This is a genomic window from Actinotignum sp. usb-actsch-rep-73 (assembly GCF_059082735.1).
The window spans coordinates 1-21,521 of sequence record NZ_JBHNPV010000024.1 but is presented as its reverse complement, the minus strand read 5'-3'; the positions used below and the strand labels follow the sequence as shown (position 1 = coordinate 21,521).

16 protein-coding genes are annotated in these 21,521 nt (G+C 57.2%); 15 read left to right on the top strand and 1 reads right to left on the bottom strand.

Translation table 11 applies throughout. From position 1 onward, the window contains the following. Positions 1 to 46: 46 nt before the first annotated feature. From AC5RE1_RS01600 to AC5RE1_RS01535, 14 genes are all read left to right on the top strand, one after another. Positions 47 to 1,567, top strand: coding sequence for a sugar ABC transporter ATP-binding protein (locus tag AC5RE1_RS01600; protein ID WP_493938235.1), 1,521 nt, complete (start codon positions 47 to 49; stop codon positions 1,565 to 1,567). Then, a complete protein-coding gene (locus AC5RE1_RS01595; protein WP_101628744.1) occupies positions 1,564 to 2,565 on the top strand; it encodes an ABC transporter permease in 1,002 nt (333 codons plus the stop codon). Before AC5RE1_RS01600 ends, AC5RE1_RS01595 begins: the two co-directional genes overlap by 4 nt. A 93-nt stretch (positions 2,566 to 2,658) precedes the next feature. Beyond that, positions 2,659 to 3,705, top strand: coding sequence for an ABC transporter substrate-binding protein (locus tag AC5RE1_RS01590; protein ID WP_285069747.1), 1,047 nt, complete (start codon positions 2,659 to 2,661; stop codon positions 3,703 to 3,705). Positions 3,706 to 3,826: 121 nt separating this feature from the next. Further along, the gene (locus AC5RE1_RS01585) at positions 3,827 to 5,587 is read left to right on the top strand and encodes an L-fucose isomerase (RefSeq protein ID WP_285069745.1); all 1,761 of its coding nucleotides are present in this window, start codon (positions 3,827 to 3,829) and stop codon (positions 5,585 to 5,587) included. Positions 5,588 to 5,790: 203 nt separating this feature from the next. Continuing rightward, positions 5,791 to 7,200 carry a rhamnulokinase gene (locus AC5RE1_RS01580; RefSeq protein ID WP_219585450.1) on the top strand — a complete coding sequence of 470 codons (1,410 nt, stop codon included), beginning with the start codon at positions 5,791 to 5,793 and terminating at the stop codon, positions 7,198 to 7,200. Continuing rightward, positions 7,175 to 8,170, top strand: coding sequence for a LacI family DNA-binding transcriptional regulator (locus tag AC5RE1_RS01575; RefSeq protein ID WP_219585449.1), 996 nt, complete (start codon positions 7,175 to 7,177; stop codon positions 8,168 to 8,170). The genes AC5RE1_RS01580 and AC5RE1_RS01575 overlap by 26 nt, the downstream gene beginning before the upstream one ends. A gap of 15 nt (positions 8,171 to 8,185) precedes the next feature. Further along, positions 8,186 to 8,617, top strand: coding sequence for an RbsD/FucU family protein (locus tag AC5RE1_RS01570; protein ID WP_006680219.1), 432 nt, complete (start codon positions 8,186 to 8,188; stop codon positions 8,615 to 8,617). A 246-nt stretch (positions 8,618 to 8,863) separates the two neighbouring features. Then, the gene (locus AC5RE1_RS01565; RefSeq protein ID WP_195225326.1) at positions 8,864 to 9,610 is read left to right on the top strand and encodes a DeoR/GlpR family DNA-binding transcription regulator; all 747 of its coding nucleotides are present in this window, start codon (positions 8,864 to 8,866) and stop codon (positions 9,608 to 9,610) included. 10 nt (positions 9,611 to 9,620) lie between these two features. Further along, positions 9,621 to 10,973 (top strand): dihydrolipoamide acetyltransferase family protein, encoded by a 1,353-nt coding sequence (locus AC5RE1_RS01560; protein WP_006680217.1) that lies wholly within the window; start codon positions 9,621 to 9,623, stop codon positions 10,971 to 10,973. Between the two features lie 19 nt (positions 10,974 to 10,992). Further along, complete coding sequence (lpdA, locus tag AC5RE1_RS01555) at positions 10,993 to 12,360, top strand: dihydrolipoyl dehydrogenase (RefSeq protein ID WP_179369926.1); 1,368 nt, start codon at positions 10,993 to 10,995, stop codon at positions 12,358 to 12,360. 32 nt (positions 12,361 to 12,392) lie between these two features. Continuing rightward, on the top strand, positions 12,393 to 14,843 hold the full coding sequence (locus tag AC5RE1_RS01550; protein ID WP_493938234.1) for an alpha-ketoacid dehydrogenase subunit alpha/beta: 2,451 nt from the start codon (positions 12,393 to 12,395) through the stop codon (positions 14,841 to 14,843). A gap of 95 nt (positions 14,844 to 14,938) precedes the next feature. Continuing rightward, positions 14,939 to 16,240, top strand: a complete 1,302-nt coding sequence (locus AC5RE1_RS01545) for a PHP domain-containing protein (RefSeq protein ID WP_006680214.1) — start codon at positions 14,939 to 14,941, stop codon at positions 16,238 to 16,240. A 21-nt stretch (positions 16,241 to 16,261) separates the two neighbouring features. Then, the gene (locus AC5RE1_RS01540; protein WP_006680213.1) at positions 16,262 to 17,281 is read left to right on the top strand and encodes an SDR family NAD(P)-dependent oxidoreductase; all 1,020 of its coding nucleotides are present in this window, start codon (positions 16,262 to 16,264) and stop codon (positions 17,279 to 17,281) included. Between the two features lie 34 nt (positions 17,282 to 17,315). Beyond that, the gene (locus AC5RE1_RS01535; RefSeq protein ID WP_493938233.1) at positions 17,316 to 18,920 is read left to right on the top strand and encodes an alcohol dehydrogenase catalytic domain-containing protein; all 1,605 of its coding nucleotides are present in this window, start codon (positions 17,316 to 17,318) and stop codon (positions 18,918 to 18,920) included. Between the two features lie 505 nt (positions 18,921 to 19,425). Here the strand turns inward: AC5RE1_RS01535 and AC5RE1_RS01530 are convergent. After that, positions 19,426 to 20,865 carry an alanine/glycine:cation symporter family protein gene (locus AC5RE1_RS01530; protein WP_006680211.1) on the bottom strand — a complete coding sequence of 480 codons (1,440 nt, stop codon included), beginning with the start codon at positions 20,863 to 20,865 and terminating at the stop codon, positions 19,426 to 19,428. 309 nt (positions 20,866 to 21,174) lie between these two features. Here AC5RE1_RS01530 and AC5RE1_RS01525 point away from each other — a divergent pair, with 309 nt between their 5' ends. Beyond that, on the top strand, positions 21,175 to 21,366 hold the full coding sequence (locus AC5RE1_RS01525) for a DUF8730 family Cys-rich protein (protein ID WP_083856907.1): 192 nt from the start codon (positions 21,175 to 21,177) through the stop codon (positions 21,364 to 21,366). Positions 21,367 to 21,521 lie beyond the last annotated feature (155 nt).

The window sequence follows — 21,521 nt, the reverse complement described above, 5'->3', positions numbered from 1 at the left end:
ACAAACTCCGGCCACACTGTAGTGATCGGTACCCAAGGGGTGAGAAGTGACAAAGTTACTTGAGTTAAAGGGGATCTCAAAGACATTCCCTGGCGTCAAGGCGTTGTCCAACGTGGACCTTGACCTTAACGCTGGCGAGATCTTGGGTCTCTGTGGTGAGAACGGCGCCGGTAAGTCGACGCTGATGAAGGTTCTCACTGGTATCCATAAGGCAGATCCGGGCGGTGAGATTTGGCTACAGGGGCAGAAGGTTGATGTCAAGAACGCCAACCATGCTCGTGATCTGGGTTTGAGCATCATTCACCAAGAGCTCAACATTATTCCAGACCTCACGGTTGCGCAGAACCTGTACATCGGTCGCGCTGGCTCCCACAAAGGCTCGGTCATCAACGACCGCAAGCTCAACAAGGATGCTAAGGAGCTGTTCGAGCGCCTGAACATGGACCTCAACCCGACGGACACCTGCCGTGACCTCACGGTTGCCCGTCTGCAGATGCTTGAAATTGCCCGTGCACTTTCCTACGAGTCAACGAAGATCCTGGTCATGGACGAGCCCACAGCTCCTCTGACCACGACTGAGACCGAATCCCTGTTCGAGCTCGTTCGCAACTTCATTACTCCGGAAACCGGCCTGATCTTCATCACGCACCGTATGCCTGAGCTCAAGGAGCTCACTGACCGCATCTCTGTTCTGCGCGATGGTGAGTACGTCGGCACCGTCGATACCAAGGCCACCGAACTCTCCGAGGTTATTCGCCTCATGGTTGGTCGCGAGGTTCCGGCTGATGCTCGCCCCACCACTAAGCCTCTGTCTGACGAAGCAGTTCTGAAGGTTGAGCACCTGTCCACGAAGAAGGCCGTCCACGATGTGTCCTTCGAGGTTAAGAAGGGCGAAATCTTCGGCTTCGCAGGTCTCGTTGGCGCAGGTCGTACCGAAGTTGCTCGCGCTCTCTCCGGTGCTGACCCCCACACTTCCGGCGATGTCTACATCAACGGTAAGAAGGTCTCGATCCGCAACGCAGCTGACGGCGTTAAGGTTGGCATCGGCTACCTCTCCGAAGACCGTAAGCAGTTCGGTCTTCTTCTCGACAAGACCATCGCAGACAACACTGCAATGGCTACGATGAGCGAATTCACCAGTGCCGGCGTCATCAACTCCAAGAAGATCGACGCAGTAGCTCAGGAATACGTCGCGAAGCTCCGTACTCGTACCCCTTCGATTCACACTGAAGTTCGTTCCCTCTCTGGTGGTAACCAGCAGAAGGTCGTTATCGCCAAGTGGCTTGTCCGCGACTCCGACGTGCTGATCTTCGACGAACCGACCCGAGGCATCGATGTTGGCGCGAAGGATGAAATCTACACACTTCTGGAGGCTCTTGCCAAGCAGGGCAAGGCGATCATCGTGATCTCCTCCGAACTGCCTGAGGTTCTGCGCCTGGCAAACCGCATCGCAGTTATGGCCCACGGCCGCATCATCGGCACACTCGACAACGAGGTCGCCACCCAGGAAAACATCATGGAACTGGCCACCGTTGGTCAGGAAGAAGCGAATGGAGTTCTCGCGTGAGCACCGCAGCTACTAAGGCGGAAAAGTCCACCAGCCCGGTGGCAGCCTTCTTCAAATCGAACATGCAGCTAGTCATGGTGATCATCGCACTGGTCATCATCTACGCATACTTCATGTTCGCAGCCCCGAACTTTGCGCAGCCGAAGATCTTTACCGATATTCTTCTGCAGGCCGCCTACACCGGCGTGATGGCTCTCGGCGCAACGTTCGTTATCGCAACATCCGGCATTGACCTCTCGGTCGGTACGGGCATGACCCTCGTCGCCGTTATGGCCGGTGTCTTCCTGTCGGCTGACTGGCTGAACCTGCCCCTGGGGGTCGGTCTTATCCTCGTTCTCCTGTTCGGTGCTTTCGTTGGTCTGATCAACGGCCTGAACATCTCGATTCTCGGTCTTCCGCCGTTCATTGCAACACTGGCAATGATGATGGTGGCTCGTGGTCTGGCACTGATCATCTCCGATAAGTCCACGATCTCGATCGCAAACCCTGGCTACATCGCACTGTCCACCGGTTCGATCATCCCGGGTATCTCGAACGCAGCAATCATCTTCATCCTCTTGACGATTCTTGCAGCGTTCCTGCTGAACAAGACCCTCCTTGGTCGTTACGCTCTGGCCATTGGATCGAACGAGGAAGCAACCCGCCTCTCCGGTGTGAACGTCCGCCTCTGGAAGGTCATCATCTACATCACCGCTGGTGTCTTCATGGCAATCGGCGCAATCCTCTACTCGGCACGTTTCGGCTTCGTCCAGCCCGCTGAAGGCGTCGGCTTCGAACTCAACGTCATCGCAGCAACCGTTATCGGTGGCACGTCACTCTCCGGTGGCCGTGCATCGATCCCAGGTGCATTCGTTGGTGCACTCATCATGGAAACCCTGAAGAAGGGCCTGACGATGATGGGTGTTGCTTCTGAATGGCAGCTGGTTGTTACCGGTATCGTTGTTCTCCTCGCAGTCTTCATTGACAACATCCGCCGCGCTCGCGAGAACGCAGCCTGATAAAACCAATTGAATCCGTGAATCTTACATAGGCGTTTGATTCACACCCTCAAGAAGGCAAACGTCTTCTTGGCCCCACGAAAGGAAAAACACATGCGCCCCATCGGCCGTATCGTTGCAGTCGCAGCAGCCGGAACCATGGCCTTCGGCCTGGCAGCTTGCTCCACCTCGAACACCTCCGAGTCGGGTTCCGACGCAGCGGCATCGGGCTCCGATTCCGCAACAAAGGAAGAGGTCACCGAGCAGTCTAACGAAGTTCCTGCTGGCGATGGCACCAAGACCATCTACCTCGTCTCCAAGGGCTTCCAGCACCGCTTCTGGCAGGCAGTGAAGGAAGGCGCCGAGGACGCCGGCAAGGAGTTCAACTACAAGATCCAATTCGTCGGCCCCGACGACGAGACCAAGGTGACCCAGCAACTCGACCAGCTCCAGGCAGCACTCGACACCTCCCCGGCAGCTATCGGCCTTGCAGCTCTCGACTCGGGCGCAGCAACCCCGCTACTCACCCAGATTGAGTCCGCAGGCATCCCGCTGGTCGCATTCGACTCCGGTGTTGACTCCGACCTCCCGCTGACCACGGTTTCGACCGATAACAAGGCAGCGGCAGCTGAGGCCGCAAAGCACATGATCGAACTGCTCGATGGCAAGACCGGCTCCGTCGGCGTGATCTGCCACGACGCAACCTCCACCACCGGCAAGCAGCGTTGCGATGGCTTCAAGGAATACTTCAAGGCCAACGCACCCGAGGGCCTGAAGCTCCTCGAAGAGCAGATTGCAGGCGAGGTCGGCAAGGCAGCTGACACCTCCAAGGCCATCATCCAGGCAAACGACGACATCGTCGGCATGTACGGCTCCAACGAAGCAGCAGCTTCCGGCGCCATCCAGGGTGCTAACGAGTCCGGCAAGACCCTGACCGTTGTCGGCTTTGACTCCGGCAAGACCCAGATCGCTGCAATCAAGGACGGCTCGCAGGCCGGCGCCATCACCCAGGCGCCGAAGCTCATGGGCTACAAGACCGTCACTGCAGCCATCCAGGCAATCAACGGCATCGCACTCCCGAAGACGATTGACTCCGGCTTCTACTGGTACGACGCATCCAACATCGACTCTGACGAGGTCGCTCCGAACCTCTACGAGTGATGTTGACTGAGTTGGGGTGGGCTCATTCACTCGGGCCCGCCCCAACTCACACGTAGGATCCGAGGGGTGTGAATCGCCCCCCACTCAACAATGAAGTTTTGATCAAGGAATGAGGGAACAAATGACTGATCACCCCCGCATCGGTATCCGCCCGGCAATCGATGGTCGCCGTCGCGGTGTCCGCGAAAGCCTCGAAGAGCAGACCATGGGCATGGCTGAGGCCGTTGCCAAGCTCTTCTCCGAAAACCTCCGTTACACCGACGGCACCCCCGTCGAGTGCGTCATTGCTGACACCACCATTGGTCGTGTCCACGAAGCAATGGCTTGCGCTGACAAGTTCCGCGTCAACAATGTCGGCTTGACCCTGACCGTTACCCCCTGCTGGTGCTACGGCACTGAAACCACGGACATGGATGCCACCATGCCGCACGCAATTTGGGGCTTCAACGGCACCGAGCGCCCCGGCGCTGTCTACCTGGCAGCAGCTCTTGCTGGGCACGCGCAGATCGGTATCCCCGCATTCGGCATCTACGGCAAGGATGTCCAGGATGGCGATGACAATTCCATTCCGGAAGATGTTCGTGAGCGTCTTCTGAGCTACGCTACCGCTGGTCTTGCAGTTGCCCAGATGCGTGGCAAGGCATACCTGTCCATGGGCTCGGTTGCCATGGGTATTGCTGGTTCTGTCGTCAACCCTGACTTCTTCGGTGCTTACCTTGGAATGCGCAACGAATACATCGACATGTCCGAGTTCACCCGCCGCATTGAAGAAGGCATCTACGATCCGGAAGAGTACGAGAAGGCTTACACCTGGATCCGCGAGAACTTCAAGCAGGGCAAGGACTGGAACCCCGAAGATTGGCAGTTCCCGGAGAAGCATGAGGACTGGTGGAAGTTCGTCACTAAGATGACCTTGATCGGTCGCGACCTGATGAACGGCAACCCACGTCTTGCAGAGCTCGGTTTTGAAGAAGAAGCTGGTGGCCACGGTGCTATCGCCGCAGGCTTCCAAGGACAGCGCCAGTGGACCGACCACTTCCCGAATGGTGACGTTATGGAAACCATTCTGAACACGAACTTCGACTGGACCGGTCCGCGTCAGCCCAACGTTCTTGCAACCGAGAACGATTCGCTCAACGGTGCTTCGATGCTGTTTGGCTACCTGTTGACCAATACGCCCCAGATCTTCTCCGATGTTCGCACCTACTGGAGCCCCGAGTCCGTCGAGCGCGTCACCGGCTGGAAGCCGGAAGGACGCGCGGCACAGGGCTTCCTTGACCTGCGCAACTCCGGTTCCACCACCCTTGACGGTGCTGGCAAGGCAACCCGTGACGGTAAGCCCGTCATCAAGCCGTTCTGGGAGGTCACCGAAGAAGACCAGAAGGCAACCCTTGAGGCAACCACCTTCCACCCGGCATCGACAGGTTACTTCCGCGGTGGTGGTTTCTCGACTCACTTCCGCACTGAAGGTGAAATGCCTGTCACCATGATTCGCATTAACCTGGTTGCCGGCAAGCCAGTCATGCAGATCTGCGAAGGCTGGACCGTCGAGCTTCCTGACGAAGTTGCTTTCAAGATCGAAGAGCGCACGGATATCGCATGGCCGACTACCTGGTTCGTTCCGAACCTCACCGGTGAAGGTGCCTTCAAGACGACCTACGATGTCATGAACAACTGGGGCGCAAACCACGGCGCGATTTCCTACGGTCACAACGGTGCCCTGTTCATCACGCTTGCCTCGATGCTCCGTATCCCGGTGAACATGCACAACGTTCCGGAAGAAAAGATCTTCCGCCCGAAGGCATGGTCGCTGTTCGGTACCGCTGATCTCGAAGGCGCGGACTACCGTGCATGCGAGACCTTCGGTCCGATGTACCGCTGATTGTTTAGTCGCAGTTAGCTGACGAAAGTCAAAGCGGTGGGTGAGCCCATTAGGGCTTACCCACCGCACCGACTCTCAATGTTGAGAGTCACCCAAGCGTTCAATGATGACGCTGACCATAAAGCTATAAAACACTCAAAGTCGCCCCTTCGCATTGACGTGAAGTGAGCATCCCGCCTGCCGTACCAGGAAGGACCCGTTTAATGACCACCGCACTTGCTGTTGACCTCGGTTCCGCTTCGGGTCGAGTTCTAGCTGGAACTATTGTTGATGGCCGTCTTGAGATCACTGACGTTCACCGTTTCAAGCATCAGGCAATCCGTGACGAAACGGGTTCGTTGACTTGGGACGTTGACACGATGTGGGAACAGACCGTTATCGGTTTGAAAAAGGCAGTGGAACAATTCCCGGACTCGGTGTCTGTTTCCGTGGATACGTGGGGTGTTGACTTCGTTCCCCTCGATGCAAATAACGAGCGAGTTGGCAAGGTTCGTGCCTACCGCGACGAGCGCACCGAGCGCACACACGAAGAATTCCGCTCGCGCGTTGATGATCGCACATTCTTTGAAATGTCGGGTATCGCCCCGGCAACGATCAACACAGCAAACCAGCTTCTGGCTTTTACGTTGGAAGATCCAGAACTTGCTGCCAAGACCGACTCGATTCTTTTCCTTCCTGACTACTTCGCCTGGAAGCTTTCCGGAGTGAAGGGCTGGTCGCGCACCATCGCCTCTACCTCGGGTCTATGTGAACCGGGCTCACCACGATTCAACGATGCCATGTTCGAACGCCTCGGCTTGGATCGCTCGTGGGTTGGTGAATTGAATGACGACCTCACCGCTGTTGGGCAGTGCACCGTCGAAGGCCTCGAGCAACTGACCGTCGTCCGCGGTGGTGCACACGACTCCGCATGCGCAGTTCACGGTCTACCCATTGATGAAGGCGTCCGCGCGTACTTCCTCTCGTGTGGTTCTTGGTCAGTTCTTGGTGCTCTTGAGGATCACCCGCTGATCTCGGATGCTGCATACGAACGTGGTTTGACGAACGAGTCTCGCACTGACGGGGGAGTTCGCCCGCTCTTCAACATCACGGGTATGTGGATTCTTCAGGAAATCCAGCGTCAGTGGGAGCGTGAAGGAACTCCGACTGATACGGATGAGCTTGTCGCGCAGGCCCGTGAATGTGCACCGTGCACCGTGTTCTTCAACCCGGATGACCCGCGCTTTGCTGAGCCTGGTGAGATGCAACAGAAGATTGATGTTGCCCTCGATGAACAGTGTGCTCCGCATCCGACCTCGATGCCCGAGTACGTTCGCCTGATTATCGAATCCTTCGCTCGTCGCTATGCGCGTGCGATTGATGAGCTGACTCAGATTTCAGGAGAGCGACCCGATCAGCTGAACCTTGTGGGTGGAGGCGCCCGCAACCACCTGCTGTGCGATCTCACGGCAGAAGCGGCGCAGGTTCGTGTTGTTGCCGGCCCGATTGAAGCTTCAACTCTCGGTTCGCTTCTTGCTCAACTCGAACTTCTTGGACACCTTGATCCCGCGGATCGCCCCGCGATGATTGCGGCAACAGCAAAGACCCATGTCCACACGCCGTCCAACAGGTAAGAAGGTCTCGCTAGCAGACGTTGCGCGTTTAGCGGGCGTCTCATCGAATACCGTTTCACGCGTTGTTCGCGGTGATCCTGAGGTTGCGGATGCGACGCGTGCGCGTATTTCCTTGATCCTTACTGAAGTTGGGTATCGACCGAATTACGCGGCGCGCGCGCTTGCGTCGAATCGGACGGGCGTTCTGCACGTTTTGCTGGCTGCCCCGATGTTTCACGGGCATGCGAGGGTTTTGCTTTCGGTTTTGAATGCAGGTTCTGAAGCCGGCTATCACGTGTCGCTTTCAAACGCATATGTGCCAAATGGTGAACTGCATAACGACGTGGCGCCATTCGATGTTGATGGGGTTGTGATCCTTGCTGGACAGGACCCGAGCGTTGACCTTGCCATTCAGATTGGCAAGCGGGTTCCGACGGTTTTGGTGCTGACTAGCGAACACGATTTGGATGGAATTTCGACAGTGTCCATTAATAATGTTCGAGGCGCAGAGCTAGCGACTGATCATCTGCTGAGCCAAGGTATTACCGACATCGTTCATGTTGCGGGCCCGTCGGGTTGGTCTGATGCTTCCATGCGCTTGCAGGGCTTTAAACTCTCGTGCGAAGAACACGGAGTCGAAGGCAAAGTGATCGAGTCATATTCGTGGGATTCGCAAGATGGATATGACGCTATGCGCTCGCTGGCAAAGCTTCCCCAGGGAATTCAAGCAGCGAATGATCAGTTGGCGCTTGGTGCCATGCGATTGATTCACGAACGGGGAGCGAAGATTCCGACAGACGTTAAGGTCGTTGGATTCGATGATATTGATGGCGCTGATTGCTATGCCCCTCCGCTGACGACTGTTCGTCAGCCTTTTGACCGCCTTGGTCGTGCTGCTGTTCGTATCGTGTGTTCGATGATGCGCGGCGGTAAGAGCGAGGATGTGACGATTGACCCTGAGCTGATTATCCGGTCCAGCTCGATTGAATAGAAAGGACAGATCTTCATGATCTATGGAGCAATGACGCACCCGCAGTTTCTGCGTGCACTGGCCGCGGCTGGCCACGGTTCGAAGATTCTGCTTGCTGATGCGAACTACCCGCACACCACCGGTGTGTCTGAGCGTTGCGAGCTTATCTCGCTGAACTTCGCTCCTGGCATGCTGGACGTTCTTCAGATTCTGGAAGTTCTGAAGCAGGTCTGCCCGATCGAGAAGGCAGAGATCATGGTTCCGGCTCCCGATCAGCCGGCCGTTGAGATCCCGATCCATGACGAGTTCAAGGCCCAGTTGCCCGATACCGAGTTCGGTGAGCTGTCGCGTTTCGACTTCTACGATGCAGCGCGTAGCGAAGATGTGGGCATCATTGTGGCGACTGGCGAACAGCGCCTGTACGGCAATCTTTTGCTGACTGTGGGCGTTCGTCAGCCCGGAGAATGAGTCTTTCGTAGAACTTTCATACGAAACTGCACTGTTGTTCAAGCGCGTTGAGTGTTTGAGCGACAGTGCAGTTCGTTATTTGGCGATTTATCAGTGAAAATTGCGTATATTTTCGTGAGTTTTTCAGTGAATTGTCGCTATTATTTCTTGTGAGGCAGGTCTTGTTGATTTTCGTTTTAGTTGCTAGACTGTAAAAACCGAAACGAAAGTGACAATCTAATCGATGCTCACGAAGAGGGGATGGGTGTGGGGCGCGCACAACGAACCAGTTACATCCTTGATCGCCTTGCCGCTGAAGGCGAGGTGAATGTTAACGTCCTGGCTGAAGAACTCGACGTTTCGCCTGTCACGATTAGAACCACTTTGAAGGACCTCGAAGATGAGGGCCATCTTGTTCGCACCCACGGTGGTGCTCGTCCGACTGCCTACCGCAATATTCGACTGCGTCAGTCTGACCGAATCGAAGACAAAGAGCGCATTGCCCGCGCGGCCGCCGAAATGGTGCGCGACGATGATCGCATCATGATCGAAGCTGGCACGACGTGCGCTCTTGTCGTCAAGCACCTGACCGGACGTCGTGGCGTTCAGGTCGTTACTAATTCTCTTCTTGTTTTCCAGAATGCTCGTCCGAACCCGCATATTCGGGTCACGCTGACCGGCGGTAGCTTCCATGCTGAAACCGAATCTTTGGTCGGCCCTGTTACAGAGCGTTCCATTAATGACTTCAACGCGCGCCTAGTATTTCTTGGCACTGACGGATTCAGTGTCGAACGAGGTCTGACAACCCAGCTTGCTGAAGGTGGGCATGTTGGCAGTCTCATGCGAGGGCGCACGGAGGAAACCTGGTTGCTTTCAGACTCTTCGAAGTTTGGGCGAGCAGGCTTCGTTAGCTTCATGGGAATTGAGGACGTCACCGGCATCATTACCGATGGCGACCTTCCTGAAGAATCCATCAAGGAATTGACCGAGCGTACGCAGCTACGCATCGTCTAGGAGGAAACACATGGCCACCATCGTGGTGATGCCCCAGCTGGGCAACTCTGTGGAGTCGTGCATTATCGTCGAATGGCAGGTTTCGGTTGGCGATACCGTCGCTGTCGACCAGACTCTCTGCTCGATTGAGACCGACAAATCCACAATGGAGGTGCCGAGCACTGACGCCGGTACCGTCCTGAAGATCCTGTGGGAAGAGGGCGACGAGGTTCCGGTTAAGGATCCGCTCATCATCGTCGGCGAGCCCGGCGAAGATATTTCCGCTCTTGTTCCCGCTGACGATTCGGCAGACGAGGCCGGCGCTGCTGAAGCAGCGGCGGAAAGCGCTCCGGCTCAAGAAGCAGCTCCCGCGCCGTCCTTTGCTACGACCGCTGCGACCGGTGCAGTCTCCCCGCGTGCTCGTGCTCTTGCCGGTTCTAAGGGTATTGACACCGCTGCGATTGCTGAGGGCTCCGGTCCTCACGGTCGCGTGATCGAACGTGATGTTCAGGCCGCTATTGCAGCAGGCCCCGCGTACACTTCAGCGGCGCAGGCACAAGGAGGTGTGGCTACTGGCGAAGGCACCGGTATTGGTGGTCGCGTGACGACTGCTGATCTGGCAAACCCGACTGCTCCGGCTCCCGTCGTGGCGACTGCAGTTGCAATTCCTGCTGCAGAGTTCCCGGGTGCTTCCACCTCCGAGAAGCTCAAGGGTGTCCGCAAGGTTGTTGCTTCGCGCATGATGGCATCCCTGCAGGAGTCGGCACAGCTGACCCTCAACACGACGGCCAACGCAGCCGGCATTCTTGCGATGCGCAAGAAGGTCAAGAACTCGGACGAAGCTCTGGGCCTCAACAAGATCACCCTGAACGACCTCGTCTGCTTCGCAGTGTCCCGCACGCTCCCGAAGTACCCGGTTTTCAACGCTCACCTCGAGGATGGCACCCTGACCAAGTTCGAGCAGGTTCACCTCGGCTTCGCAGCCGATACTCCGCGCGGTCTTTTGGTTCCCGTGATCCGCTCCGCTCAGGCCCTGTCGCTCAAGCAGTTCTCTGCTCAGGCAAAGAGCCTCGCAGCTGACGCCATCGCCGGAACGATCAGCCCCGACCTTCTTGGTGGTGGCACTTTCACGGTGTCCAACATCGGTTCCTTCGGCATCGAAACCTTCACCCCGGTCATTAACCGCCCGCAGACCGCAATCCTCGGCGTTGGCACCATCACGCCGCGTCCGGTTGTCAAAGCTGACGGCGAGATCGGTGTTGAACAACGTATCAACCTGTCGCTTACGATCGACCACCAGGTCATTGATGGCGCCGACGGCGCACGCTTCCTGAAGGACCTCGTTGTCGCTATCGAAAACATCGACGTCACTGTTCTGGCTTGAGTAATTAGGAGTACACATAATGACTGAAACTCACTACGACGTAATTGTCCTCGGCGCAGGCCCTGGTGGCTACCTTGCTGCCGAGCGTCTGGGGCACGCCGGCAAAAAGGTTCTTCTCATTGAAGAGCAGTACCTTGGCGGCACCTGCCTTAACGTTGGGTGCATCCCGACCAAGACCCTCCTTGCCGGTGCAAAGAACTACCTGCACGCCAAGGAAGCTGGCCAGTTCGGTGTTGACGCAACCGGCGTGACCCTCGACTGGGGTCGCCTGCAGGACTGGAAGGAAAAGGTTGTTAAGGGCCTCGTTTCCGGTGTTGCAGCAACCGAAAAGCGAGCAGGCGTCACTGTTGTGTCCGCACGTGGTCACTTCGACGGTCCCGGCAAGGTCACCGCTGACGGTGTCACCTACACTTCCGAGCACGTCATCATCGCAACCGGTTCGGTTCCCGCTGTTCCGCCGTTGCCGGGTGTCCAGGACAACCCGCACCTGGTCGATTCGACCGGTATCCTCTCTCTGCCCGAGGTCCCCAAGCGTCTCGCCGTTATCGGTGGTGGCGTTATCGGCGTCGAGTTTGCTTCACTGTACTCGACCCTCGGCTCGGAGGTCACGATTATCGAAATGACCCCGGAAATCCTGCCATTCATGGATGATGACATGGCTGCCAAGATGCGCGCAGCGATGAAGGACATCACCTTCGAACTCGGTTGCCGCGTTGAGTCTCTCGACGGCGCAACGGTCCACTACTCGAAGGGTGACGAAAAGAAGGTCCTCGAAGCTGACGTCGTGCTCATGGCTGTTGGTCGTCGCTCGGCAACCGCTGGCTGGGGCGCCGAAGAAGCAGGTCTCGAAATCAACCGAGGCATCGTTGTCGATGACTGCATGCGTACCAATCTGCCGAACGTGTGGGCAATTGGTGACGTCACCGGCCGTTCACTGCTAGCACACGCCGCATACCGCATGGCAGAAATTGCTTCCGCGAACATCATCAACCCCGATGCATGCAAGGTTGGCGAGGTTATGCGCTGGAACACCGTTCCGTGGGCAGTCTTCTCCATTCCCGAGGCTGCAGGCGTTGGCCTCACCGAATCTGCTGCAAAGCGCGAAGGCCGCGACGTCCTAGTTGCAAAGGTCCCCGCTCAGATGTCTGGCCGCTTCATTGCGGAGAACGGCTTCAAGGCTCCTGGTGAAGCCAAGATCCTCGTTGATCCGAAGACCCACCAGGTCCTCGGCATCCATGTGCTCGGCGCATACGCAGCAGAAATGATCTGGGGCGCACAGGCTGTCCTCGAAATGGAACTGACCGTCGAAGACCTCCGTCAGGTTGTCTTCCCCCACCCGACTGTCTCCGAAGTTATTCGCGAGGCTGCCTGGGCCGTCAAGCTCTGAACCTCCACAGACGAAGAAAGAAGTAAGACACAATGACGAAGTCTCTGATCATCGACCCGTCGCAGGTCCGCGCGGCAGGTCATATCCAGTTCCCGGACATCCCGGTGAACCAGTACACGTTTGATCTCGATACCGAACTTGGTCGCTACGGCAAGGACGGCATGGTGAACATGCTCCACGACATGATCGTGGTCCGTACGTTCGAATCCATGCTTGACTCCATCAAAAAGACCGGCGAGTGGCAGGGCATTGCCTACAACCACAGGGGTCCGGCTCACCTTGGTATCGGTCAGGAATCGGCATACGTTGGCCAGGCATCAGTCCTGACCCCGGATGACCAGGTTTTCGGTTCGCACCGTTCGCACGGCGAAATTCTTGCCAAGTGCTACTCGGCAATGCGCCAGATCGAAAACGGTGAGCTTGAAAACATCATGAAGACCTTCCTCGACGGCGAGACCCTCTCGTTCGCAGAGAAGATCGACTACAAGGACACAAAGGACCTCACCGAGAACTTCATCCTCTTCGGTGCCCTCGCGGAAATCTTCGCCCGCAAGTCCGGCTTCAACCGTGGCCTCGGCGGCTCGATGCACACCTTCTTCCTGCCGTTTGGCTCCTATCCGAACAACGCAATCGTTGGTGGCTCTGCTCCAGTCGCAAACGGTGCAGCACTCTTTAAGCGCATCAACCGCAAGCCCGGCATCGTTGTCTCCAACGTCGGCGACGCAGCCCTTGCATGTGGTCCGGTCTGGGAAGCAATGAACTTCGCTTCCATGGATCAGTTCCGCACGCTGTGGCGTGAAGAGGACGGTGGCAACCCGCCGATTCTGTTCAACTTCTTCAACAACTTCTACGGCATGGGCGGTCAGACCTTCGGTGAAACCATGGGGTACGACATCCTCGCCCGTGTCGGTGCAGCCCTCAACCCCGAGGCTATGCACGCAGAGCGCGTCGACGGTATTAACCCGCTGGCTGTTGCCGACGCCGTCTCCCGCAAGAAGAAGATCCTCGAAGAGGGACGTGGCCCGGTCCTCATGGATACCATCACGTACCGCTTCTCCGGTCACTCCCCGTCGGATGCCTCCTCGTACCGCACCAAGGACGAGGTCGAGCTCTGGGAGAAGGTCGACTGCATCAAGACCTACTCGGATTTGTTGATCTCCAACGGTCTGACCACGCAGTCCGATATTGAGGACTACACCGCTACCCTCACCGAAAAGCTCGTTAAGGTCCTCAAGCTTGCCATCGACGAAGACACCTGCCCGCGCGTTGCCGACGGCTACATCGACACGGTTATGTTCTCGAACACGCCGACCGAGAAGATGGAAGAGGGCGAAGCGGAGATTGATCTCGAGGACAACCCGCGCGTCGCCGCGATCTCGCGCAAGATCCGCACCGCTAAGGACGAGAACGGCAAGCCCGTTTCCAAGATGAAGATGTACCAGTTCCGTGATGGTCTCTTCGAAGCTATGCTCCATCGTTTCAAGGAAGATCCGACGATGGCCGCATGGGGCGAAGAAAACCGTGACTGGGGTGGCGCATTCGCTGTCTACCGTGGCCTGACCGAAGCGCTTCCGTACCGTCGTCTGTTCAACTCGCCGATCGCTGAAGCGTCAATCGTCGGCGCAGGCGTTGGCTACGCAATGGCCGGTGGCCGTGCAGTTGTCGAACTCATGTACTGCGACTTCCTCGGCCGAAGCGGCGACGAGGTCTTCAACCAGATGGCAAAGTGGCAGTCCATGTCCGCTGGCCTGCTGAAGATGCCTCTCGTCCTCCGTGTCTCCGTTGGTAACAAGTACGGTGCACAGCACTCGCAGGATTGGTCGGCATTGACCGCCCACATCCCGGGCCTCAAGGTCTACTTCCCGACCACGCCGACCGATGCAAAGGGCATGCTCAACCTTGCTCTTCGTGGCACCGACCCGGTTGTCTTCTTCGAATCCCAGCTCCTGTACGACAAGGGCGAAGAATTCGAGCCCGGTGGTGTTCCGGAAGGCTACTACGAGACCCCCGAAGGTGAACCGGCAATCCGTCGCGAAGGCACCGACATCACGATCGCCGGCTACGGCGCAACGATCTACCGTGCACTTGAGGCTGCTGATGTCCTTCAGGAGAAGTACGGCATGAGCGCCGAGGTCATCGACCTCCGCTTCGTCGCACCGCTCAACTACGACAAGCTCATCGAATCCGTGAAGAAGACAGGTCGCCTGCTTCTCACCTCCGATGCTGTCGAGCGTGGCAACTTCCTCAACACCGTTGCAGCGAACGTCCAGACTCTCGCATTTGACGCTCTCGACGCGCCGATCGCGGTTGTCGGCTCGCGCAACGGCATCACCCCCGGCCCCGAGTTGGAGTCCTACTTCTTCCCGCAGGTCGAGTGGATCATCGACACAATCCACGAGCGCATTGTTCCGCTCCCGGGCCATGTGCCCTCGTCGAACCAGACTGAAGGCGAGATTGCTCGTCGCAACCGTCTCGGTCTCTGATGATTGACCCGGTGGGGCGGGCTTCGGCTCGCCCCACCGGTGCCATCAGGCATTTAACGCTTTAATTTTTTTCTACATTTCGATACGAGGATCCGATGGACGCCACCAACGACGTTAGCCTGAGCCAGGAGGACCGCCTCGCCGCTCTTGCCGCAGTTCTGAACGATGAAGAGTTCCCCGCGTGGGTTCCTGAATCGAACAACCACATTCATACGTGCTACTCCTTCAGCCCCTACACGCCGACCGCTGCAGCATTGAATGCTCGTCGCGCAGGCCTGCGTGTTGTTGGCTCCGTCGATCATGACTCGATCGCAGCTGCGCCCGAAATGACCGGCGCATGTCGTCTGCTGGGAATGGGCTCAGTCACCGGCTTTGAAATCCGCGCTTTCTTTGATCCCGACGGTCCGTTTGCTACTCGTAAGCTGAACAATCCGGACTCCGAAGGCATCGCCTACATGACGGTTCAGGGTGTTCCGGCTCCTGCTCGCGAAAAGGTTACCGAGTGGTTGGCGCCCAAGCGCGCTGCCCGTCTCGAGCGCACCCTGAAGATGGCTGAGGCCGCGAACAAGATCCTCGTTGGTCTTGGCCTGGAGCCTTTCGATCCTCAAACTGACATGGTCGGCATCTCTCAGTATGCCAACGGTGGCGGTATCACAGAGCGCCACCTGCTTGCCGCGATGGCATCGGCTCTCATTAAGGGATTCGGTCGCGGTCAGAGCCTCGTCGATGGCCTGAAGAGCATGGGTGTCAACATTCCGCCAGCCCTCGAAGGCGCACTCGGTGACGCTGAGAATCCGCACCTCGTCTACGATCTTCTGGGTGTACTGAAGTCGGAATACTTGGGTCGCATCTACATTCAGCCCACTGACGAGTTGCCGACTGCGAAGGAAGTTGTTCAGTTCGCAGATTCCATCGGTGCCATTGCCACCTACGCCTACCTCGGTGATGTTTCCGCTTCGCCGACCGGCGACAAGAAGGCTGAAAAGTTCGAAGATGAATTCCTTGACGAGCTCTTCGAAGCTCTCGAAGAAAAGGGCCTGCGCGCTGTTACCTATATGCCTCCGCGTAACACTCCGGAACAGCTCAAGCGAATCCATGAACTCGCAGTCAAGCACGGCATGCTCGAGATCTCCGGCGTCGACATTAACCAGCCACGCCAGCTCTTCAACTGCCCCGAACTGCGTCGCCCCGAGTTCGAAGATCTCAACGAGGCCACGTGGGCACTTGTCGCGCACGAGGCCCTGACCAGCTTCGATCCGAAGTACAACATCCTGGGTAGCGAGCGACTCACTCCTGAGCACCTTGCCGTCCGTATTGCTTCCTACGCTCCGCTTGGACGCGCTATTGCTGATGGCGCAGATCCGGCTGAAGTCGCAGCAAATATTCCTACCGTCTGAGAACTATCCGAAGGATTAAACATGACTCATGCACCGTTGCTTCGAGGCCTGTTCCTGAGCGCGCTTGCTCGACCGGTCATCGTTCGCCCAACCGATAAGGCTGCGACCCTGACCCTCGATGCCAACCTTGAAACGGTTGACGCTTCGACTCTTTCCGAAACCGAACTTCCCGTCGTCGTCACCGTCGGCGAAGAAACCTACGAGATCACCGCGACCCCGCGCAACGACCGTGAAATCTCCGGTCGTGTCGCGCTGGTTACCGGTGGCGCACAGGGCTTCGGTGCCGAGATCGCCAAAGGCCTCGTCGGCCAGGGTTGCTTCGTCTACATCGCTGACCTGAACGGCGAAGGCGCTGCTGCCAAGTGCAAGGAACTCGGCGAAGACACCACGTACCCGATTACCGTCAACGTTGCGGATGAAGAATCCGTGACCGCGATGACCGAGGAAATCGAAAAGGTCACCGGTGGTATCGACCTGATCGTCTCTAACGCAGGCATCGTTCGTGCGGGATCTGTCCTTGAACAAGACGCATCTGCTTTCCGCCTGTCGACCGACATCAACTACGTCGCATTCTTCCTGGTTACCAAGCACCTTGGTGGTCTGCTTGCTCGTCAGCATGCAACATCTGGTGCATGGCTGACCGACATTATCCAGATCAACTCCAAGTCCGGTCTGGTGGGCTCGAACAAGAACGCCGCATACGCAGGCTCCAAGTTCGGTGGCATCGGCCTGGTCCAGTCCTTCGCCCTCGAGATGGTCGAGCATGGTGTCAAGGTCAACGCAATCTGCCCCGGTAATTTCTACGACGGCCCGCTCTGGTCTGACCCCGACCGTGGCCTGTTCGTTCAGTACCTGAACTCGGGCAAGGTCCCCGGCGCGAAGACTGTCGCGGACGTCAAGGAGTTCTACGAAGCAAAGGTTCCGATGCGTCGTGGTGCCCAAGGCATCGACGTTCTGCGCGCGATCTTCTACATCGTCGAGCAGGCATACGAAACCGGCCAGGCCGTCCCGGTTACGGGTGGCCAAGTCATGATGAACTGAGCGCAAGCTTGATCCGGAAAATAAGGAGAATCCAATGACTGAGTACCCCGAATCGCAGTATGCGATCCAGATCGTCGGCGCCGAAGAATTCGTCGTCAACAAGGAGAAGGGCATCGACAAGGTCGGCCCTCACCAGATGATGCTCAAGGTTGAGGCATGTGGCATCTGCTTCTCTGACACGAAGCTGTTGCACCAGTTCGACAAGCACCCGCGTAAGTCCGAAGTCATCGCGGGAATCACCCCCGAAGCACTTGCCGAGATCCCGAACTACCGTCCTGGCTCCCAGCCGACAGTTCCGGGGCACGAGCCCGTTGTCCGCGTCGTCGAGGTAGGCGAGAAGGTCACCCACTTCAAGGTTGGCGATCGTCTGCTGGTCCAGGCTGACTGGAAGCATCTGCGCACTGCGAAGTCCAATGGCGCATTCGGTTACAACTTCGACGGTGCCCTTCAGGAATACACGGTCGTCGATGAGCGTTGTGTCGTCTCCCCCGAAGGTGAAGAGTTCCTGATCCACGTGACCGAGGGTCCGTCGGCAGCGGCCGTTGGCCTGATCGAGCCGTGGGCAACCGTTGAAGGCTCCTACGCGTGGGCAGAGCGCAACCACGTTGCAGACGGTGGTCGCCTGCTGGTTGTCGGCGAAGGCTCCGTCGAAGAGCTGACTGCGGATCACAAGCCTGCACAGATCGTTACCGTTGACGTTGCCGGTATTGATGGTCTTGAAGGACAGACCTTCGATGACATCGTCTTCTTCGGAGCAGACGCGGACGGCATTGAAAAGGCATCTCTGCTGCTCGGTACCCGTGCGGTCATGTGTGTTGTCCTCGGCGGAGAAACCATCTCCCGCAAGGTCAGCCTTGACATCGGTCGTGTTCACTACGACTTTATCCGCTTCTGTGGCACCGTCGGCACGGACCCGCGCGAAGGCTATGCATGGATCCCCGCTAACGGCGACCTGCGTCCGAACGATAAATGCGCGTTCATCGGTGCCGCCGGCCCGATGGGTGTTATGCACACGATGCGTGCGGTCACCTCCGGTGTTGAGGGCATCTCCGTTGTCGGCACCGACCTTTCTGACGATCGCCTGGCAGGTCTGAAGAAGACCGTTGGCCCGACCGCCGAAAAGAACGGTGTTCCGCTGGAGATCATCAACACCTCCACCACTCCGCTTGAGTACGGCTACACCTACATCACCTGCATGGTGCCGGTGCCGGCGCTGGTTTCTCAGGCTGTCGATATGTGTGCAGATGGTGCGATCCTCAATGCATTCGCTGGTATTCCGGCGGGCACCTTTGGTGACTTTGATCTGCAGGGCATCATCGAGCGCAAGATTTTCATGCTGGGCACGTCAGGCTCTGATGTTTCCGATATGCGTACCGTTCTGCGCAAGATCGAAGCCGGCATCATTGATACGTCGATCTCCCTGTACGCAGTGACCGGTATGGCAGGCTTCGGCGACGCCATCAACTCGGTGATCAACCGTACGTCGGGGGGTAAGATCATGGTCTTCCCGACCCTGCATGACCTTGGTTTGACGCCGCTGACGGAACTTGGTGACAAGTACCCTGATGTTGCTGCCAAGCTGGTGGATGGTCTGTGGACGAAGGAAGCTGAAGAAGTTCTTCTCGAAGTAGCCAAATGACGTTTCTGGGTGGTTTTTGAAGGGGAAAGCTACCTAGCAACTCAGCGGTAAGCCTCATCGTGGCGCAAGCCTTTGTTCCTTTCGTGCTTGTGCCAGTTGGTGAATAATTGCCGAGGCCTGGGCCGGATCTGCATTGCAGGTCCGGCCCAGGTGTGTTTGTCCCTGATTGAGGTTGGTCAAGAGCCTTGGGCTGTGACTGGGGTATGCGCGTCTGTGAGCCTTGCGTGTGTGCGCTGGTGTACGAGGTCCGGTGTGGCAGGTTTTGTCGTCTGAGACGTTGTTTTACCAGCTGGGAGCCTGATTTCGTCGCCTCGTATGCTTAGCTGGAAAAACTGACAGGTGAGATGATTCGCGAAACGGAAAGCGTGTACCCGCCTGATGAATGCCGATACGGGGCTGCCCTCTCGAAATAAATCCTGAAAAAGGTAAAAGTGTGGCCCTCGCTCATTTCTGAACGAGGGCCACACGTCACGGATGTGAGGTCAGAACTAGTTGAGCGTGATTATCACTTCCAGTAGTCGAGTTCTTCGGTGATACCGATGGAAGTCGCCTTGAATTCGGGGTTCTTTCCAGCCTTGCGCTGCGCCTGGTAGTCGTTCGCAGCCTTGATGGCCTTGTTGCCCAAGATGATGATGACCGGCAGGTTGATCAGAGCCATGAGACCCATCAATAGGTCACCAAGGTTCCATGCAACTGAGAAGTCCAGAAGAGCACCCGAGAACACAAGAAGCACTGCGATGCCACGGAAAATCTGCAGACCCCAGATCGGAACGCGTCCACCAGCGAGGAAGCGCAGGTTGACCTCGGCGTAGTAGAAGTTACCGATGATCGTCGTGAATGCGAAGAGCAGCAACGCGGTGGTCGTGAACGGCAGAGCGATGCCACCGAGAACGGTCTGCATCGAAGCTGTAACCAGCGGAGCGCCCTTCAGATCGTCACCACCCTGGACGCCAGAGGAGAGGATCAGGAACGCGGTCAGAGTACAAATGATCATCGTGTCGATGAAGACGGAAAGCATCTGGACCAAGCCCTGCTTCACGGGGTGTGAAACAGATGCGGACGCAGCCGCGTTCGGAGCAGAGCCGACACCGGCTTCGTTCGAGTAAAGACCGCGCTTAATACCGAGCATCATTGCCGAGCCGGCGAAACCGCCGAAGATTGCCTCAAAATCGAAGGCGCCTTGGAAGATCGCGGCGAGCATTGTGGGGATGTTCTGGTAGTTGAAGATGATGACGATCGCAGCAACGGTCAGGTAAATGAGGGCCATGATCGGAACCAAGACGCCGGTAACCGAAGTCAGGCGCCGTGTGCCCCCAAAGATTGATAGTGCCATCGCGATGGCAAGGATTGCGCCGATGATGTACGGGGTCGAGCCTTCGTGGTACCAGGAGTACGAGGTGAATGCGTCAGCGACGTTGAACGAGGCCAGCAGGTTGAAGCCACCCATGTAGGTGAGGATCAATGCGATTGCGAAGATCACTGCAAGCCAACGCTGCTTGAGCGCGATCTGGATGTAGTACGCGGGGCCGCCGATGGAATGGTCGTCAGCTGAGTGGCCACGCTTCTTGTAGATCTGGGCAAGTGTGGATTCGATGAATGCTGACGCGGCGCCGAGTGTTGCGATGACCCACATCCAGAAGACGGAGCCTGCGCCACCAAGAGCGACTGCGGTACCGACTCCGGCGATGTTGCCGACGCCCACGCGCGATGCGGTGGAGACCATCAGTGCGCGGAAGGATGAAAGCTCGCCTTTCTTCTCTGGGGGCTCGGTGACCACGCGGATTGATTCGCGGAACATACGCACAGGCAAGCCTTTGGTGCGAATGAAGAAGTAGAGGCCGCCACCGATAAGCAGTGCGATCAGGATGTATGAGTACAGCCAGGTGTTGAGAACGTCGAGGACTGTGTTAATCGAGTCGGCAATCGATGAAGAAGCAGGAAGCATGCTCGTTACCTTGTCGGAAGATGGGACGCTACATGGCGTAGCGATTGACAAGGTGATTGTACGGGAAAGGCAAAGGGATAGTCACGTTCGAACTAATGTTTGGAAAACCTGGGAAAGGGAAAGGAAAAGCTTCTCCAATTCAGCAATGCTTGCCTCCTGGTTTTCGTCGTTGGATACGCATTCGCGCAGAGTGAATGCTGATGCCCTGAAGCGTGGGCTCATTGGCATCAGGAACTATTGGACTACTGAGACATGACGGTGAAGCAATCGTCGATTGCTTCGAAGATCCTAAAAGAAGAGGAATGAACAATGTGTCGACCGGTGAAGTGTGACATCTGCGGAAAGACGACGTGGGCTGGCTGTGGACAGCATATTGACGCTGGCAAGGCGTCGGTTCCTGCAAACGACTGGTGCCCCGGTCATTGTGAGGAGAGCGGCAATCGTCAGAAGAAGAAATCTGTATTTAGCCCGTCAAAGTGGCTGAATTTGAGGAGAAAATGAGCCTTCGCGCCGAGTGTGGTGACGCTCACGTCAAAATGATTTGACGAGTTGCCACGAAGGTGTGTAAATTATTTTCCTGTCGCCGAGAGCGAGAAAAGCTCGAATCGACTGCCTCCCTCACTGAGGTAGCCAACGAAAGTTGAGTGCTTTTGGTG